The organism is Massilia sp. MS-15 (assembly GCF_020176695.1).
GTDB classification, from domain to species: Bacteria; Pseudomonadota; Gammaproteobacteria; order Burkholderiales; family Burkholderiaceae_D; genus Telluria; species Telluria hydrophila.
The window spans coordinates 181,641-199,481 of sequence record NZ_JAIWIA010000001.1 but is presented as its reverse complement, the minus strand read 5'-3'; the positions used below and the strand labels follow the sequence as shown (position 1 = coordinate 199,481).

The 17,841-nt window shown below is 65.9% G+C and carries 14 protein-coding genes and 3 tRNA genes; 13 read left to right on the top strand and 4 right to left on the bottom strand.

Going from position 1 to position 17,841, the window contains the following annotated elements; translation table 11 throughout:
* Positions 1–2 precede the first annotated feature (2 nt).
* The 6 genes from LCI23_RS00970 (at position 3) to LCI23_RS00945 (ending at position 5,961) form a co-directional block, all read left to right on the top strand.
* Positions 3–1,319 (top strand): adenylosuccinate synthase, encoded by a 1,317-nt coding sequence (locus LCI23_RS00970; RefSeq protein ID WP_224942575.1) that lies wholly within the window; start codon positions 3–5, stop codon positions 1,317–1,319.
* Between the two features lie 31 nt (positions 1,320–1,350).
* A complete protein-coding gene (locus tag LCI23_RS00965) occupies positions 1,351–1,890 on the top strand; it encodes a phosphoribosyltransferase (RefSeq protein ID WP_224942574.1) in 540 nt (179 codons plus the stop codon).
* A gap of 270 nt (positions 1,891–2,160) precedes the next feature.
* Positions 2,161–2,646, top strand: coding sequence for an Lrp/AsnC family transcriptional regulator (locus LCI23_RS00960; protein WP_224942573.1), 486 nt, complete (start codon positions 2,161–2,163; stop codon positions 2,644–2,646).
* A gap of 78 nt (positions 2,647–2,724) precedes the next feature.
* Positions 2,725–3,321, top strand: coding sequence for a MarC family protein (locus LCI23_RS00955; protein WP_224942572.1), 597 nt, complete (start codon positions 2,725–2,727; stop codon positions 3,319–3,321).
* An 85-nt stretch (positions 3,322–3,406) separates the two neighbouring features.
* Positions 3,407–5,422, top strand: coding sequence for a PAS domain-containing protein (locus LCI23_RS00950; protein ID WP_224942571.1), 2,016 nt, complete (start codon positions 3,407–3,409; stop codon positions 5,420–5,422).
* A gap of 74 nt (positions 5,423–5,496) precedes the next feature.
* Positions 5,497–5,961: an RES family NAD+ phosphorylase gene (locus LCI23_RS00945; protein ID WP_224942570.1), complete on the top strand. Its 465-nt coding sequence runs from the start codon at positions 5,497–5,499 to the stop codon at positions 5,959–5,961.
* Between the two features lie 29 nt (positions 5,962–5,990).
* Here the strand turns inward: LCI23_RS00945 and uvrB are convergent, their stop codons facing one another.
* Positions 5,991–8,099 (bottom strand): excinuclease ABC subunit UvrB, encoded by a 2,109-nt coding sequence (gene uvrB / locus LCI23_RS00940; RefSeq protein ID WP_224942569.1) that lies wholly within the window; start codon positions 8,097–8,099, stop codon positions 5,991–5,993.
* A 115-nt stretch (positions 8,100–8,214) separates the two neighbouring features.
* On the opposite strand from uvrB, the gene LCI23_RS00935 reads away from it, so the two are divergent.
* The 5 genes from LCI23_RS00935 to LCI23_RS00915 all read left to right on the top strand — a co-directional run bounded on the left by LCI23_RS00935 (position 8,215) and on the right by LCI23_RS00915 (position 10,768).
* On the top strand, positions 8,215–9,426 hold the full coding sequence (locus LCI23_RS00935) for an amino acid aminotransferase (RefSeq protein WP_224942568.1): 1,212 nt from the start codon (positions 8,215–8,217) through the stop codon (positions 9,424–9,426).
* Between the two features lie 116 nt (positions 9,427–9,542).
* Positions 9,543–9,618: transfer RNA gene (locus tag LCI23_RS00930), tRNA-Asn, on the top strand.
* 56 nt (positions 9,619–9,674) lie between these two features.
* Positions 9,675–10,433 (top strand): alpha/beta fold hydrolase, encoded by a 759-nt coding sequence (locus tag LCI23_RS00925; RefSeq protein WP_224942564.1) that lies wholly within the window; start codon positions 9,675–9,677, stop codon positions 10,431–10,433.
* A gap of 67 nt (positions 10,434–10,500) precedes the next feature.
* A tRNA-Asn gene (locus LCI23_RS00920) sits at positions 10,501–10,576 on the top strand.
* A 116-nt stretch (positions 10,577–10,692) separates the two neighbouring features.
* Positions 10,693–10,768: transfer RNA gene (locus LCI23_RS00915), tRNA-Asn, on the top strand.
* Between the two features lie 80 nt (positions 10,769–10,848).
* Here LCI23_RS00915 and LCI23_RS00910 read toward each other — a convergent pair.
* A complete protein-coding gene (locus LCI23_RS00910) occupies positions 10,849–11,178 on the bottom strand; it encodes a hypothetical protein (RefSeq protein WP_224942563.1) in 330 nt (109 codons plus the stop codon).
* A gap of 136 nt (positions 11,179–11,314) precedes the next feature.
* Here LCI23_RS00910 and LCI23_RS00905 point away from each other — a divergent pair, with 136 nt between their 5' ends.
* The gene (locus LCI23_RS00905; RefSeq protein WP_224942562.1) at positions 11,315–13,009 is read left to right on the top strand and encodes a response regulator; all 1,695 of its coding nucleotides are present in this window, start codon (positions 11,315–11,317) and stop codon (positions 13,007–13,009) included.
* Here LCI23_RS00905 and LCI23_RS00900 read toward each other — a convergent pair.
* Positions 12,991–13,446, bottom strand: coding sequence for a response regulator (locus tag LCI23_RS00900; RefSeq protein WP_224942561.1), 456 nt, complete (start codon positions 13,444–13,446; stop codon positions 12,991–12,993). The genes LCI23_RS00905 and LCI23_RS00900 overlap by 19 nt on opposite strands.
* An 8-nt stretch (positions 13,447–13,454) precedes the next feature.
* Positions 13,455–15,698, bottom strand: coding sequence for an ATP-binding protein (locus tag LCI23_RS00895; protein ID WP_224942560.1), 2,244 nt, complete (start codon positions 15,696–15,698; stop codon positions 13,455–13,457).
* 189 nt (positions 15,699–15,887) lie between these two features.
* Here LCI23_RS00895 and LCI23_RS00890 point away from each other — a divergent pair, with 189 nt between their 5' ends.
* Positions 15,888–17,837, top strand: a complete 1,950-nt coding sequence (locus LCI23_RS00890; protein ID WP_224942559.1) for a PAS domain-containing sensor histidine kinase — start codon at positions 15,888–15,890, stop codon at positions 17,835–17,837.
* Positions 17,838–17,841 lie beyond the last annotated feature (4 nt).

Here is a 17,841-nt window from a genome sequence, read left to right as displayed (position 1 = left end):
TGATGTCAAATACTAACGTGGCAAAGAACGTCGTCGTCATCGGCACCCAGTGGGGCGATGAAGGCAAGGGCAAGATCGTCGACTGGCTGACCGACCATGCGGCCGGCGTCGTCCGTTTCCAGGGCGGCCATAACGCGGGTCACACCCTGGTAATCAAGGGCCAGAAGACCGCGCTGCAGCTGATCCCGTCGGGCATCATGCGCGAAGGCGTGGCCTGCTACATCGGCAACGGCGTGGTGGTCTCGGTGCCGGACGTGATGCGCGAGATCGACAAGTTGCAGGCAGCCGGCATCGAAGTGGTGTCGCGCCTGAAGATCTCGGAAGCCTGCCCGGTCATCCTGCCTTACCACGTCGCCATCGACAAGGCGCGCGAAGCCAAGCGCGGCGAGAACAAGATCGGCACCACCGGCAAGGGCATCGGCCCGGCCTACGAAGACAAGGTGGCGCGCCGCGCGATCCGCATCGCCGACCTGTTGAACGAGACCCGTTTTGCCGAGAAGCTCAAGGAAAACCTGGAGTACCACAACCACGTCTTGGTGAACTACCTGGGCGCCGATCCGATCGACTTCCAGCAGACCTACGACGACGCGATGGCCCTGGTCCCGCGCCTGCGTCCGATGGTGGGCGACGTCTCGTCGCAGCTGTACGCCGCGCACAAGGCGGGCGGCAGCCTGCTGTTCGAAGGCGCGCAGGGTTCGCTGCTCGACGTCGACCACGGCACCTATCCGTTCGTCACCTCGTCGAACTGCGTGGCGGGCAACGCCGCCGCCGGCGCCGGCGTCGGCCCGGGCATGCTGCACTACATCCTCGGCATCACCAAGGCGTATACGACCCGCGTGGGTTCGGGCCCGTTCCCGGCCGAGCTGCCGACCGACGCCGGCGTGGGAGAACACCTGTCGCGCGTGGGCCACGAGTTCGGCACCGTGACCGGCCGTGCCCGCCGCTGCGGCTGGTTCGACGCTGCGCTGCTGCGCCGCTCGGTGCAGATCAATGGCGTGTCGGGCATGTGCCTGACCAAGCTCGACGTCCTCGACGGCATCGAGTCGCTGAAACTGTGCACCGGCTACAGGATCGATGGCCGCGAAGTGGACATCTTCCCGGTCGGCGCCGAGGAAGCCGCGCTGTGCGAGCCGGTGTATGAAGAGATGCCAGGCTGGACCGAATCGACCGTCGGCGCCAAGTCGATGGAAGAACTGCCGGCCAACGCCCGCGCCTATATCAAGCGCATCGAAGAACTGGTGGGCGTGCCGATCGACATGGTGTCGACCGGCCCGGACCGGGAAGAAACCATCGTGCTGCGTCATCCGTTCGCTGCCTAAGATCCCATTATAAAAATAGGAATTACCTGAAATGAACACCCCTGCATCGACCGACAAGGACCTCTGGGTTTCGTGGGACGAGTACAACCGCCTGGTCGAGCGCCTCGCGCTGCAAGTGTATGAATCGAACTGGAAGTTCGACATGGTACTGTGCCTGGCGCGCGGCGGCGTGCGTCCGGGCGACGTGATCTCGCGCATTTTTGATGTGCCGCTGGCGATCCTGTCGACCAGCTCCTACCGTGAAGAAGCCGGCACCAAGCAGGGCAACCTGGACATCGCCAAGTACATGACGATGACCAAGGGCCCGCTGGCCGGCCGCATCCTGCTGGTCGACGACCTGGCCGATTCGGGCGTGACCCTGCAAAGGGTGCGCGAGCACCTGCAGGCCAACTACCCGGACGTCTCGGAAGTGCGTTCGGCCGTGATCTGGGTGAAAGGCACGTCAAGCTTCACGCCGGACTACCACCTGGAAGACCTGCCGCACAATCCGTGGATCCACCAGCCCTTCGAGGACTACGACGGCCTGCGTCCGCACCAGCTGGCGGCGTGGATGAAGAAGTTCGAACAGTAATTCGCTTCGCCATCCGTGCAGGCGAACGGGCAGGAAAGGCGCAAGCCTTTCCTGCCCGTTTCGCATTGATCAGCCGCTCTCGTGAAGCGGGGCCCGCGGCGCGCGATGCAGCTCCGTTCGTGGCGGAGGTTCGGGCGACGCGGCAGGGTCTCGATAAAGTCCCTTCATCATAGTGACAGCATGCAAAAAGGTGCTTTCGTAGTTTCCCTGGATTTCCGAATATGTGGGAGAATCTCCTGCATTAAGTGAAAAAATTAGGGATTCCTTCTCATGCAGCTTGACGCCAAGCCTAAAAACGACGAACTCGACGAGATCGACCGCAAGATCCTGCGCATCCTGCGGGTCGAGGGCCGCATCACCAACCAGGCGCTGGCCGAGCGCGTGCACCTCTCGCCCACGCCCTGCTGGAACCGGGTGCGCGCCCTGGAAGAGCAGGGCTATATCGAAGGCTATGCCGCGATCCTGTCCCAGCGCGCGCTGGGCCTGCCGGACACGGTGCTGATCGAAGTGACGCTGGACCGCCACGACGACGACATGCTGGTCCGGTTCGGCGAGGAACTGGCCAGGCTGCCCGAGGTGATGGAGGCGAACCTGCTGACCGGCGACTACGACTACCTGATCAAGGTGGCGGTCTCCGGCACCGAAGGCTACGAGCGTTTCCTGCGCACCCGCCTGTACAAGATCCCCGGCATCCGCCACAGCCGCTCGACCTTCGTGCTGCGCACCCTGAAGCGGGTCCATTCGGTGGAGCCCTGAAACCGATCAACCGCGTGTGGCGGCATGCCACTCTGTTAAGATGCGGCCTGCCTCGGTGGACCATCGACAATAACAATCATGACCCAAAGTTTTTTTCAGACCTTCATCCTGCTGATCCTGGTGACCGATCCCTTCGGTAACGTGCCCCTGTTCGCGGCCGCCCTGAAGGACGTGCCGGTCCAGCGCCGGCCCCGCATCGTGGTGCGCGAATGCGCGATCGCCTTCCTGCTGCTGCTGGTATTCATGTTCTTCGGCCAGCACTTCCTGGCGGCCCTGCACCTGTCGCCGGTGGCGCTGCGCATCGGCGGCGCGGTGATCCTCCTGATCATCGCGATCCGCATGATCTTCCCCCATCCAGACGGCGTGCTCGGCCGCAGTGAAGGGGGCGAGCCTTTCATCGTGCCGCTGGCGATCCCCGCGCTGGCCGGTCCCTCGGCGCTGGCCACGGTGCTGCTGTTCAGTTCCGGCAGCATTGCCGAAACCATGGTGCACGTGGCGGCGCTGGCCGCCGTGGGCGTCGTCTGGCTGGCCGTGTTCCTCAGCGCCGAACGCCTGCAGCAAAAGCTCGGCCCGCAGGTGATGACGGCCTTCGAGCGCCTGATGGGCCTGATCCTGACGGCGATGTCGGTCGAGATGCTGCTGGGCGGTATTCGCGAGTTCGTGCAAAGCCTATGACCGCAGGCGTGCGGAGGCAAGAGACCTCTTTCTGGCACACTCTTCCCAAGACGATCAGTACGGCCAAGGCCCTATGCAACAGAGCATGAAAAGCGAACACCAGACGCCTTCCGAATGGCTGCCCTTCCTCAGCGGGGGCGGCCAGATGGGTGCCATGATGCGGGCCCATGACTGGTCGGACTCGCCCCTGGGGCACCCGCGCGGCTGGCCGCAGGCGCTGCGCACGACGGTCGGGCTGATGCTGAATTCGAAATTTCCGATGTTCGTGGCCTGGGGCCCGGAACTGGGCTTCCTGTACAACGATTCCTACGCGACCATCCTGGGCGAAAAACACCCGCAGGCGCTGGGCAGGCGCTTCCACGACATCTGGCGCGAGATCTGGGACGACATCCACCCGCTGATCGTGCGCGCGCTCAAGGGCGAATCCACCTACATGGACCGGCTGCCGCTGCGCATGAACCGCCACGGCTACGACGAGGACACCTGGTTCCGCTTTTCCTACTCGCCCGTGCGCGACGAGGACGGCACCGTGGCTGGCATGTACTGCGCCTGCGTCGAGATGACCGGCGAAGTGCTGGCGGAACGCTATCGCGAACAGGAGAACCAGCGCCTGATGACGCTGTTCGAGCAGGCGCCCGGCATCTTCGCCGTGCTGCGCGGCCCTGACCACGTGTTCGAGATCGCCAACGAGTCCTACCTGCAGCTGATCGGCCGCCGCGAGCTGATCGGCAAGCCGGCGCGCGAGGCCTTGCCCGAAGTGGCCGGACAGGGTTTCTTCGAGCTGCTCGACCAGGTCTACCATTCGGGCCAGCCCTTCGTCGGCCATGCGGTGCCGGTGCGGGTGCAGCGCGACGCCAGCGGGCCGCTCGAAGAACGCTACGTCGACTTCGTCTACCAGCCGATCCGCGATCCCAAGGGCGAGGTGGAAGGCATCTTCGTCGAAGGCAGCGATGTCACCGTGCGCAAACGGGTAGAGGATGACCTGCGCGCCGCCAACCGCCAGAAGGACCAGTTCCTGGCGATGCTGGCGCACGAGCTGCGCAATCCGCTGGCTCCCATCACCACCGCCGCCCAGCTGCTGCAGCGCGGCAGCCTCGATCCACAGCGGGCGCGCCATGCGAGCGAGATCATCGTGCGCCAGGCCGAGCACATGACCGACCTGGTGAACGACCTGCTGGACGTCTCGCGCGTGACGCGCGGGCTGGCCGAGATCGAGAAGGAAGACCTGGACGTGGCCGCGATCGTGCATGGCGCGGTGGAACAGGTGCGGCCACTGCTGGATATGAAGCGGCACGCCCTCAGGCTGGAACTGCCGGCCCAGGCCCTGCACGTCTCGGGCGACCGCACGCGGCTGGTACAGGTGATGTCCAACATCCTGAACAACGCGGCCAAGTACACCCCTGCCGGCGGCGAGATCACGCTGCGCGTGCGCAGCGAAGCGGGCGAAGCCGTGATCGCCGTGCGCGACAACGGCCAGGGCATCGACCTCCAGGTGCTGCCCTATATCTTCGACCTGTTCACCCAGGCCGAACGCACCCCGGACCGCTCCCAGGGCGGCCTGGGCATCGGCCTGGCGCTGGTGAAAAGCCTGGTGGCGCTGCATGGCGGCCGGGTGGCCGCCCACAGCGAAGGCGCCAGCCACGGCAGCGAGTTCGTGGTGCGCCTGCCGCTGCTGCGCGCCGCGCCCGCGCCGGACGAGGGGTGCCCGCAAGCGCAGGGACAGGAAGGCCCGGTGCGGGTGCTGGTGGTCGACGACAATGCCGATGCGGCCCAGATGCTGGCTACCCTGCTGGAGGCGCACGGGCACGCCGTGAGCGTCGAGTACGACGGCACCACCGGCCTGGCACGCGCCCTGCGCGAGCAGCCCGAGGTCATGCTGCTCGATATCGGCTTGCCCGACATGGACGGCCACGAGCTGGCGCGCCGCCTGCGCGCCGCGCCCGATACCGCCGGCGCCTGCCTGATCGCGCTTACCGGCTATGGCCAGAACGAAGACCGCGAACGCGCGCGCGAAGCCGGCTTCGACCGCCACCTGGTCAAGCCGGCCGACCTGTCCGAGCTGCTGCACATCCTGGCCACGGTGCGCGGCACGGGCGGCTGAACGCCCGGCCATCCGTGCGCGGCGCGTGGCCGCGGCCGGTGTAAGCTGAGCCCGGGACAACAACGGGGCAGGGCATGAGAAGCTGGAGAATCGCCGAGCGCGACGTGGCGCTCGACCGCAGCTGCGAAGGCGCGCGCAAGAGCGGGGGACACTGGCACGCCGAGGGCTGCCCGGCGCTGTACGCGGCCATGACGGTGGAGCTGGCGGTGCTGGAAAAATTCGTCCACGCCGAAGGCGGCCAGGAGGACCTGGTGCTGGTGGCGGTGGACCTGCCGGACGACCCGGCGCTGGGCCTGGACGTGGCGCGCGAAGCACTGCCGGACGGCTGGGACGACCTGGACGACGGCGGCAGCGCGGCCGAATTCGGCACCGCCTTCCTGCAACAGCGCCACCACCTCTACATGCGGGTGCCCTCGGTGATCGTGGGCGAGGGGGCCAACCTGGTCATCAATCCCGCGCATCCGGCGTATGCCGAGGTAAGGCTCAGCATCGCGCGCAGCTACCGCTTCGATCCGCGGATGTTCGGCCGGCCCGCGTAGGAGAACCGGCCGGGGGCCAGGCAGGTACCCTACTTGCCCAGCATCGACACCACGTTGTCCGCCCCGGGCGCCCCGAAGGCCTGCTGCTTGAGCACATGCAGCTGGTCGCGCACCTGCGCCGCCTTTTCGAACTCGAGGTTCTTGGCATGGTCGACCATGAGCTTCTCGAGGCGCTTGATCTCCTTGCTGATCTGCTTCTCGCTCATCGACTCGACCTTGGCCGTGGCGGCCTCGTCGACCAGGCCTTCGCCCATCGCCCGTTGCGCGGCGTTGCTGTAGACGCCGTCGATCATGTCCTTGATCTTCTTGTTCACGCCCTTCGGCACGATGCCGTGCGCCTCGTTGAAGGCGATCTGCTTGGCGCGCCGGCGTTCTGTCTCGTCGATCGCCTTCTTCATCGAGTCGGTCATCTGGTCGGCGTAGAGGATTGCCACGCCGTTCAGGTTGCGCGCCGCGCGGCCGATGGTCTGGATGAGCGAGCGTTCGGAACGCAGGAAACCTTCCTTGTCCGCGTCCAGCACCGCCACCAGCGACACTTCCGGCAAGTCCAGGCCCTCGCGCAGCAGGTTGATGCCGACCACCACGTCGAAGGTGCCCAGGCGCAGGTCGCGCAGGATCTCGACGCGCTCCACGGTCTCGATATCGCTGTGCAGGTAGCGCACCTTGATGCCGTGGTCGCTCAGGTATTCGGTGAGCTGCTCGGCCATGCGCTTGGTCAGCGTGGTTACCAGCACGCGCTCGTCCCTGGCGATGCGGTCGGTGATCTCGCTCATCAGGTCTTCCACCTGCGAGCGGGCCGGCTTGACGATCACCTTCGGATCGACCAGGCCGGTGGGGCGCACCACCTGCTCGACCACGTTGTCGGCCTTGCCTTTCTCGTAGTCGGCCGGGGTGGCCGACACAAAAATGGTCTGGCGCATCTTGCTTTCGAATTCCTCGAACTTCAGCGGCCGGTTGTCCAGCGCCGACGGCAGGCGGAAGCCATAGTCGACCAGGTTGACCTTGCGCGAGCGGTCGCCGTTGTACATCGCGTTTAGCTGGCCGATCATCACGTGGGACTCGTCCATGAACATCAGCGCGTCCTTGGGCAGGTAGTCGATCAGGGTCGGCGGCGGTTCGCCCGGCATCGAGCCGGACAGGTGGCGCGAGTAGTTCTCGATGCCCTTTGTAAAACCGATCTCGGCCAGCATCTCGAGGTCGAAGCGGGTGCGCTGCTCGAGGCGCTGCTCTTCGATCAGCTTGTTCTGCTGGCGGAATTCCTCGAGGCGGTCGCGCAGCTCGGCCTTGATCGATTCCACTGCCTTCAGCACCGTGCCGCGCGCCGTGACGTAGTGCGAGCCCGGATACACCGTGAAGCGCGGGATCTTCTGACGCACGCGGCCCGTCAGCGGGTCGAACAGCTGCAGCGATTCGATCTCGTCGTCGAACATCTCGACACGGATCGCGAGTTCCGCGTGCTCGGCCGGGAAGATGTCGATGGTATCGCCGCGCACGCGGAAGGAACCGCGCGAGAAATCCATCTCGTTGCGCGTGTACTGCATCTGGATCAGGCGCGCGATGATGTCGCGCTGGGCCACTTTATCTTTGTGGCGCAGCGTCAGGATCATCTTGTGGTATTCGTTCGGGTTACCGATACCGTAGATCGCCGAGACGGTGGCGACGATGACGACGTCGCGCCGCTCCATCAGCGACTTGGTGCACGACAGGCGCATCTGCTCGATATGCTCGTTGATCGACGAGTCCTTTTCGATGAACAGGTCGCGCTGCGGCACGTAGGCTTCCGGCTGGTAGTAGTCGTAGTAGGAGACGAAATACTCGACCGCGTTCTGCGGGAAAAATTCGCGGAACTCCGCATACAGCTGGGCCGCCAGCGTTTTGTTCGGGGCGAACACGATGGCCGGGCGGCCGGCCTTGGCGATGACGTTCGCCATCGTGTAGGTTTTACCGGAACCGGTCACCCCGAGCAGGGTCTGGTACATCAGGCCGTCGTTGATGCCCTCGATCAGGCCTTCGATCGCGGTCGGCTGGTCGCCCGCCGGAGGGAAGGGCTGGTGCAGCTTGAAGGGCGATCCGGGATAGGTGATGACGGTCGCGTCCGTGCCAGGTTCAGGAGCATTTGCGATGGATAAATCTGCCATACTTTCAGACCTTTGCTAGAATGGGTGTCCGCTTGCGGCGCTGCAGCATGACTATACAAGCAATGCCGTTCTCTACAACCGCTGCGAACCCACCGACGAAATTCAGTTTATCACGATGACTTCCACAGCCTCCGCCAGCCTCTTCGGCGCCATCGACATGGCGCCTCGCGACCCGATCCTGGGCATTACCGAAGCGTTCAACGCCGATACCAACCCGGCCAAGATCAACCTGGGTGTCGGCGTCTACTATGACGATCATGGCAAGGTTCCTTTGCTGCAGTGCGTGCAGAAGGCGGAAGCGAAGCTGATGGAGCAGCCGGCGCCGCGTACCTACCTGCCGATCGAAGGGCTGGCGGCGTACGACAAGGCCGTGCAAGAGTTGGTATTTGGGGCCGGCAGCGCCGTAATTCAAGACAAGCGCGCGATCACGGTGCAGGCCCTGGGCGGCACCGGCGCGCTCAAGCTGGGCGCCGATTTCCTGAAGCGCTTCTCGCCCGCGTCCGAGGTTTACATCAGCGACCCGAGCTGGGAAAACCACCGCGCCCTGTTCGAGAGCGCCGGCTTCGCCGTCAACAACTATACCTATTACGACCCGGCCACCCACGGCGTGAACTTCGAAGGCATGCTGGCCTCCCTGAAGGCGATGCCGCGCGCCTCGATCGTGGTCCTGCATGCGTGCTGCCACAACCCGACCGGCGCCGACCTCAGCCAGGAGCAGTGGGGCCAGGTGATCGAGGCGGTGGTCGAGAACGGCCTGGTGCCCTTCCTCGACATGGCCTACCAGGGCTTCGGCGCCGGCATCGCGGAAGACGGCGCCGTGGTGCGCCGCTTCGCCGAGACCGGTATTCCGCTGCTGGTCTCGAACTCGTTCTCGAAATCCTTCTCGCTGTACGGCGAGCGCGTCGGCGCGCTGTCGATCGTCGCCACCAGCGCCGAGGAATCGGCGCGCGTGCTGTCGCAACTGAAGCGCGTGATCCGCACCAACTACTCGAACCCGCCGACCCATGGCGGCAAGGTGGTCGCCACCGTGCTGTCCACCCCGGCGCTGCGCCAGCTGTGGGAAGAGGAGCTGGCCGGCATGCGCGTACGTATCAAGGAAATGCGCGGCGCCATGGTGGAGAAACTGAAGGAAAAGGCGCCGGGCCACGATTTCGAGTTCGTGCGCGAGCAGGTCGGCATGTTCTCGTACTCGGGCCTGACCAAGGAACAGGTCGGCAAGCTGCGCGAGCAGTCGATCTATGCGGTGGACACGGGCCGCATCTGCGTGGCGGCCCTGAATTCGACCAATCTCGATCGCGTCGTTGACGCCGTGGCGAAGGTGCTTTAAAATCGCGGCTCTTCGGAATTGCAGCAGTTTCGATTCCGGAGAGCAGCAAAAGTGGCTGTGTGACATGCGTTGAATTTGACAGCGTCGCACTGCAAACATATAATGCTGCAATCAATTCCCTGATAGCTCAGTCGGTAGAGCGACGGACTGTTAATCCGCAGGTCCCTGGTTCGAGTCCAGGTCGGGGAGCCAGAATTCGGAAGGCCACATCGCAGGATGTGGCCTTTTTTGTTTTTCGGGGTCGCCCAGTGAAGCATCTACCATCGAGCAAACGCATCGCCATCGCGGGACAGGTCCTGCGCTTTTCGCTGTCGGGGCAGGGCAGTCCGACCATCGTCCTGCTCGGCGGGTCGGGCAGTGCGCTGGAAACCTGGCACAAGCTGTATCCGGGCATCGAGGGGCTCGGCACGGTCCTGGCCTACGACCGCGCCGGGGTGGGTGGCAGCGGCCGGGCGCGCGAAGCGCAGCTTGGCACGACCGTGGTCCTGCAGCTGCGCGCGCTGCTGCGCGAGTCCGGCGCCCGGCCGCCTTTCCTGCTGGTGGGCCACGCTTTCGGCGGCCTGCATGCAAACCTGTTCGCGCGCCTGTATCCGGAAGAAACCTGCGGCGTGCTGTTCCTGGAAGCGACGGCACCGGACGACGTGCTGCACCTGAAGCGCCAGCGCTCCTGGTTGCAGCGGGCGGCGGCCGGCCTGCTCGACCGGGTGTCGCCGCTGGACCCCGATGACGAAGTCAGCAACGAAGAAGAGACCGTGGCCGAGATCGCCGAGGCTCCGGACTTCCCGCCAGTGCCGGTGACGGTGCTGTCGGGCGCACAGCGCCTGCCGCGCTGGATCGTCTCGCGTGCCGCGGCGCAGGAACGGGCGCGCAACCAGGATGGCCTGGCGCGCCTGTCGCCGCTGGGCGAGCGAATACTGGCCACGCGCAGCGCCCACTTTCCGCAATTGTCGGAGCCGCAGCTGGTGCTGGACAGCCTGGTGGCGCTGGCGCGGCGCGCGAGGCGCTGAGAATCTTGCTTTTCGATAGCATAGTTCTTCGCATAATCGGAAAGCGCTGCTATAATATGGCCTCTTTTCCCTGATAGCTCAGTCGGTAGAGCGACGGACTGTTAATCCGCAGGTCCCTGGTTCGAGTCCAGGTCGGGGAGCCAGAATACGAAGGGCCGCGTGTCAACGCGGCCCTTCTTGTTTTGTCGTGGCCGGTGCCGGATAGTTTATAAAAGGCCCGGTGCAAATCCAGACCGGGTCGCTATAATGCGGCCTCCTTTCCCTGATAGCTCAGTCGGTAGAGCGACGGACTGTTAATCCGCAGGTCCCTGGTTCGAGTCCAGGTCGGGGAGCCAGAATACGAAGGGCCGCGTGTGAACGCGGCCCTTTTTGTTTGTGCGGCGCGCGTGCCCGGTACCCGGCATGCCGCGCCGTATCAGCGGAATTTCTTGCGGTTCGCTGTGGCGGTGCGGGCATAAAAGCCGGGTGGCTTCTTCGCCACCCAGTCGATGAAGCTGCGGATATCCGCGTGCCCGCGCAGCGCGTCCCAGGTGTGGTAGTGCTGCAGCAACTCGCGTTCGGTCAGTGCGGAATGGATCTTGCGGTGGCAGATTTTATGGATCGGAAACTGCTCCTTGCCCTTGAAGCTTTTCGGAACCAGGTGGTGGCGGTCGATGTTGACGTTTCCCAGCACGCGGCCGCACAGCGGGCAGTGGGCTTCCTGTGCAGGGGGTGTCTCCTGGGGTTCGGCGCGGCGCTTGGACATGGGGGCCAGATGGCGCCGGCAGTCCCGAAACGCAAGGCGCACGCCTCAAATCCATCATTTCTGCCGCTCTCCCAAATGTAGTAGAATCAACGCTTACCTTTTTGCAAGATCGTGACGCATCTTCGAGTCCGCCGCAATGATTGACGATCGCCCTGAATGTTCCGTTCTCCTCATCGACGATGAGCCCTTCGCGCAAGACATCATTGCGCACGGCCTGCAGGGCTGCATCCGCCACACCCTGTGCTACGAGTCGAGTCCGGCGCGTGCGGTGGAGGTGGCGCGCGAGGTGCGCGCGACCGTGGTGCTGGTCGACTTGCGCATGCCCGACCTGGACGGCTTCGACGTCACCGCGCGCCTGCGCGCCGATCCCGACACCGAAGACCTGCCGGTCATCGTGCTCTCTTCCGAAGACGACCCCGACATCAAGGCGCGCGCCTTCGCGGTGGGCGCCAACGACTACCTGGTCAAGTGGCCCGATCCGCGCGAACTGGTGGCGCGGGTGCGCTACCACAGCGGCGCCTGCATCGCGCGGCGCCAGCGCGACGCCGCCTTCGCCTCGCTGCGGGTGAGCCAGGAGCAGCTGGCCGCCAGCCAGTCGGCGCTGCACCAGGCCCAGAAGATGGAAGCGATCGGCCAGCTCACCGGCGGCGTGGCGCACGACTTCAACAATGTCCTGCAGATCATCGGCGGCAACCTGCAGCTGCTGAAACTGGTGGGCAACCTGAGCGACAGCGCGAAAAGCCGGGTCGAGATGGCGCTGTCAGGCGTGGAGCGCGGCGCCAAGCTGGCCGCCCACCTGCTCGCTTTCGCGCGGCGCCAGCCGCTGCAGTCGGTGGTGATCGATCCCGGCCACCTGCTGCGCGACATGGACGACATGATGCGGCGCGTGCTGGGCCCGAGCGCCCGGGTGGTCACCGAGATCGCGCCCGGCCTGGGCAGCACCATGGTCGACCCGAACCAGCTCAACAATGTACTGCTGAACCTGGCGATCAATGCGCGCGACGCCATGGGCGGGGCCGGCACCCTGACCATCCGCGCCTGCAATATCGATGCGCCGGCCGGTGCCGGGCCCGATTCCGCTCTCCCGGCCGAGATCCCGCACGGCCATTTCGTGATGATCGAGGTGGCCGATACCGGCAGGGGCATGCCGCAGGAAGTGCTGCTGCGCGCCTTCGAACCCTTCTTCACCACCAAGCCGACCGGGGAGGGCACGGGCCTGGGCCTGTCGATGGCCTATGGTTTCGTCAAGCAGTCCGGCGGCGAGATCGTGCTGCGCAGCGAGCCGGGCCAGGGCACCAGCGTGCGCATCTACCTGCCGCGCAGCGACGCCGCGCCGGCCCCGGTCGAACAGGTGGCCCACGCGCCGCTCACCGGCGGCCTGGAAACCATCTTGGTGGTCGAGGACGAGCCGGACGTGCGCTCCTCGACCTGCGGCATCCTGTCCGCGCTCGGCTACGACGTGCTGGAAGCGCCCGATGCCGAAAGCGCGGTGAAGATCATCGAGAGCGGCCGCCATGTAGACCTGGTGTTTTCCGACGTGATCATGCCGGGGCCGGTGAGCAGCCTGCAGCTGGGCGAGATTGCGCGCCGCTGGCTGCCCTGGGTGCAGGTGCTGTACACCTCGGGCTATGCGGAAGGGGTGCTGACGCACGAGGGCAAGCTGGATGCTTCGGTGCACCTGCTGCAGAAGCCCTACCATCCGGACGCGCTGAGCACGCGCATCCGCCACCTGCTGCGTCACGCCAGGCGCGCCCAGCAGGCTGCCGCGGGTCAGGCCGGCACGCCCCAGTACCCGGTTTCAGGCCAGCGTCCTCACTTCGGCTTGACGTAGCGGCGCGAACCCGGCGGCGGTTCGTTCAGGACCGCCCAGAAGATCCCGAGATCGGCGATGGCGCGCACGAACTCGGCGAAATCCACCGGCTTGACCACGTAGGCATTCACGCCCAGCTCGTAGCTGCGCAGCACGTCCTGCTCTTCCTTCGACGAGGTCAGCATCACCACCGGTATGCTGCGCAGGGCGTCGGTGTCGCGGATTTCCTTCAGCACTTCGAGTCCGTCCACCTTGGGCAGTTTCAGGTCGAGCAGGATCACGGCGGGATTGCCGGCAATGCGCTGCGCGAACTCGCCGCGCCGGTGCAGGTAGTCCAGGGCTTCGGCGCCATCACGCACGACCACCACTTCGTTGGCAAGCTGGCTCTTGGCCAGTGCGATCAGGGTCAGTTCGAGGTCGTGGGGATTGTCCTCGACCAGCAGGATGGGCTTGAGCATCGCTTGCCTCAATGGGATGAATGTTTGGGAATGCTGAACGAGAAGGTCGCGCCTTCTCCCTGCTTCGACGTGGCCCAGACGCGGCCGTTGTGGCGCTCGACGATGCGGCGTACGTTGGCCAGGCCGATGCCGGTACCCTGGAAGTCTTCCATCCGGTGCAGGCGCTGGAATACACCGAACAGCTTGTGCACGTATTCCATGTTGAAGCCGGCACCGTTGTCGGCCACGTGGAACACGATATGGTCCTCGTCTTCTTCGGACGTGATGGTGATGACGGCAGGGTCGCGGCCACCGGTGAACTTGACCGCGTTCGACAGCAGGTTGAGCAGGGCCAGGTGCAGGAAGCTCGGGTCGGCCCGGACGGACGGCAGCGGCTCGATATGCCAGTCGACGTTACGGCCATGCATCTCCATGCCGAGCTTGTCGATGCAGGCGGTTACCAGCTCGTTCATGTCGACCATGGTCGGACGCAGCGCGGCGCGCCCCATCTGCGAGAAGGACAGCAGGTCGTCCACCAGCTTGCCGGCCAGGCGCGCCGATTCCTTGATGTTCTTCAGGAAGCGCTGGCGCCGTTCCGGGTCCTCGGCGCCGCCCGGCTCGAGCAGCAGGTCGGAAAAGCCGACGATGTGGCGCAGCGGCGCACGCAGGTCGTGCGAGACCGAGTACGAGAAGGCCTCCAGCTCCTTGTTGGCGCGTCCCAGTTCTTCCGCCAGTTCGGCCATCTGTTCGGCGCGTTCGAGGGCAATGCCCAGCAGCGCGCTGCGAAATTCCACCGTCAGCTCGATCTCGGCCACGTGCCAGGGCAGGCTGCGCCCATGGATGGTCTCGCGCCAGGCCTGGAAGCTCAGGCGCGGGGTCAGCTGGGCCGGGTCGGAAGGCGACGCCTGCTTGCCGTGCGGGTTGCCGGCCCACTCGATGGTCTGCACCACCTCCGGGCGGAACCACAGCAGGTAGTGCTGGTGGATGCGCGAGATCGGCAGCGCGAGCAGGCCGCTGGCGTTGCGCACCAGGTCGGCGCCGGGCGGATACGCTTCCTTCAGGTGGTCGGTATGGTAGATGTCGCTGTGGCCGCCGTGCAGCGAGAGCCAGTCGGCCAGGGCGCGGATCTGCGTTTCGTCCGGGGTATCGCCATAGGTCAGCACGCGGTCGTCGACCACGACCGCGACCCCGCCCGCGCGCGCGAAGCGCAGCAGTTCGGGGAACACGGTGCTCATGTTTTCGAGGAAGTCGGCGCCCTTGGTCAGGCGGCCCAGCATCTCGACCATGATGCGGCGCACCTCGAGCCGGAACTGCAGCTCGCTGGCGTCCTCGCGCGATTCGATGCACAGCGCCAGGATCTGGCCCAGCTGCTCGCAGGCGGTGCGCTTGTCGACCGGCACGGGGCAGGGCGCCGCGTTGTGGCAGGAGATCAGGCCCCACAGCTTGCCCTTGACCACCAGCGATACCGACATCGAGGCCAGGGTGCCCATGTTGCGCATGTATTGCAGATGCACCGGCGAGACGCTGCGCAGGGCCGCGAAGGACAGGTCGTTGCGTGCGCCGGTCACGGGATTGAGCTCGGGCAGCAGCGGCGCCGGCGTGTAGTTCGCGTCCTGGATCACGCGGATCGGCGACAGTGTGTACAGCGCGCGTGCCTGGGCCGGCACGTCGCTGGCCGGGAAGTGCTGCCCGAGGTAGGAGTCGTAGCCGTCTTCCTTCGATTCGGCCAGCACGCGGCCATGGCCGTCGGCGTCGAACTGGTAGACCAGCACCCGGCCGTAACCGCTCACCTCGCGCACGCGGCGCGCCGCCAGCTCGGACAGCTCCGGAATCGTGGCGGCGTGGTTGACCTTGACCAGGAAATCGCCCACCAGTGGATAAAGGTTGCGGAAGTCGGCGGCGCGGCGCCGGCTCACGCCCTCGAATTCGAGGATGGTCACCCCGTCCCAGGCGTGCGCCAGCACGTCGAAGTGGGCGCCATTGGCGGCGGTGACGGTGCCGATATAGGACGGGCGCGCGATCAGCTCGGTAGCGGCGATCTCGGCCGCGATGCGTTCCACGGCGGCATCACCCACCACCGCCGCCAGCGGCAGGCCGACGGCATCGCGCGCCGCCACGCCGATCCAGTCGGCCAGGTTGGCGCTCGCCTGCAATACCTGCAGCGCGGACCCGAGCGTCAGCAGGAAGCCATGCGGCTGGATGCTGCCCGGGGTGCGGATCGGTTCATCGGCACAGCGGCTGAGATCGAGGGTGTCGGTGGGGGCCTGGCTCATGGAGGAAGGGCGGACTACGAAAGGAACAACGCGCTATTGTAACGTCAAATCCAGCATATCTCTGCAGTCAAGACACAAATTCGGATGGTGGGTTGTCTATACAAGTCAACAGCGAGTCAGGCGGGCGAATGTTTTTTGTCGAGTCGCGCTATGATGCATATTTTGCGATAGCAGACAGGCAGCCGCGCCATGCAAGACCCCCTCAATCCTTCCTTGACCGATGAGCAGCGCCTCCAGTACCTGATTTCGGGCATCAGCGACTACGCCATCTACATGCTTGACCCGTCCGGCCGCATCGCCAGCTGGAACGCGGGCGCGCAGAGCCTCAAGGGCTATGCGCCGCAGGAGATCCTGGGACAGCACTTCTCGCATTTCTACACGCCGGAAGACCAGGCCGGCGGCCTGCCGGCGCGCGCGCTGGCGCATGCCCTTGCGCACGGCAAGTACGAGGCCGAGGGCTGGCGCGTGCGCAAGGACGGCACCCGCTTCTGGGCCAACGTGGTGATCGACGCCATCCACGACGAACAGGGCAAGCTGCTCGGCTACGCCAAGGTCACCTGCGACGTCACCCAGCGCAAGCAGGCCGAGGATGCGCTGCGCGAGAGCGAACAGCGCTTCCGGCTGCTGGTGCAGGGCGTGACCGACTACGCGATCTACATGCTGTCGCCGGAAGGGGTGGTCACCAACTGGAACGTCGGCGCCGAGCGCATCAAGGGATATTCCCACGACGACATCGTCGGCAGCCATTTCTCGCGTTTTTATACGGACGAGGACCGTGGCGCCGGCCTGCCCGCGCGCGCGCTCGGCACCGCCGCGCGCGAGGGGCGCTACGAGGCCGAGGGCTGGCGCCAGCGCAAGGACGGCAGCCGCTTCTGGGCCCACGTGATCATCGACGCGATCCAGGGCGACGACGGCAAGCTGCTTGGTTTTGCCAAGATCACGCGCGACCTCACCGAGAAGAAGCAGGCCCAGGAAGCGCTCGAACAGGCCCAGCTGGCCCTGTTCCAGTCGCAGAAGATGGAATCGATCGGCCAGCTCACCGGCGGCGTGGCGCACGACTTCAACAACCTGCTGTCGGTGCTGGCCAGCGGCCTCGAGCTGCTGAGCCTGAGCCGCAGCGGAAGCGGCAGCGATGCCAAGACGATCGACAGCATGCGGCGCGCGATCGACCGCGGCGCCACGCTCACCCAGCAGCTGCTCGCGTTCGCCCGCCAGCAGCCGCTGCAGCCGGAGACGCGCAGCATCAACCGCCTGATCTCGGGCTTCGAGTCGGTGCTGCGCCGCGCCGGCCATTCGGGTATCGAGTTCGCATTCCAGCTCGACTCGCAGGCCGGCAGCGCGGTGGTGGATGCGGCGCGCTTCGAATCTGCCCTGCTGAACCTGGTGGTCAACGCGCGCGACGCCATGCCCGAGGGCGGTACCCTGCGGCTGGAAACGGCCCAGGTGGCCCTGGCCGAAGGCGAAGTCACGGGGCTGGCGGCGGGGCCCTACGTGCGGGTGGCCGTGGCCGACACCGGCACCGGCATGGCGCCGGAGACGCTGCGGCGCGCCTTCGAACCCTTCTACACCACCAAGGAAACCGGCAAGGGCACCGGCCTCGGCCTGTCGCAGGTGTACGGCTTCATCAAGCAGTCGGGCGGGGAAGTGCTGATCGACAGCGCGCCTGGCGCCGGCACCACGATCACGATCTACCTGCCGGCCGCCGGCACCCAGGACCGCGAAGCGGCGCACGGCGGCAGCGAGACCGTGCTCATCGTCGAGGACGAGCCGGACCTGCTGGACGTGGCCTCGGCCCTGTTCATCAGCATGGGCTACGACGTCGCCACCGCGGCCAGCGGCCAGGAAGCGAAGAACGTGCTGGCCAGCCGCGATGTCGACATCCTGTTTACCGACATCGTCATGCCGGAAGGCGTGAACGGCATCGAGCTGGCCGAATACACGCGCGCGCACTACCCCGGCGTCAAGCTGATGCTGGCGTCCGGCTATCCGCCGCCCAAGCTCGGCCTCGAGGGCGCGCAGCTGGGCGACTACACCTTCGTGAGCAAGCCCTATCGCCTGTCCGATCTGGCGCGCGGGCTGCGCAGCGCCGGGCAGGGCGGGCGCGGGCGTCCTGAGGCCGCCCGGGTTCAAGGTGGTTGACCGC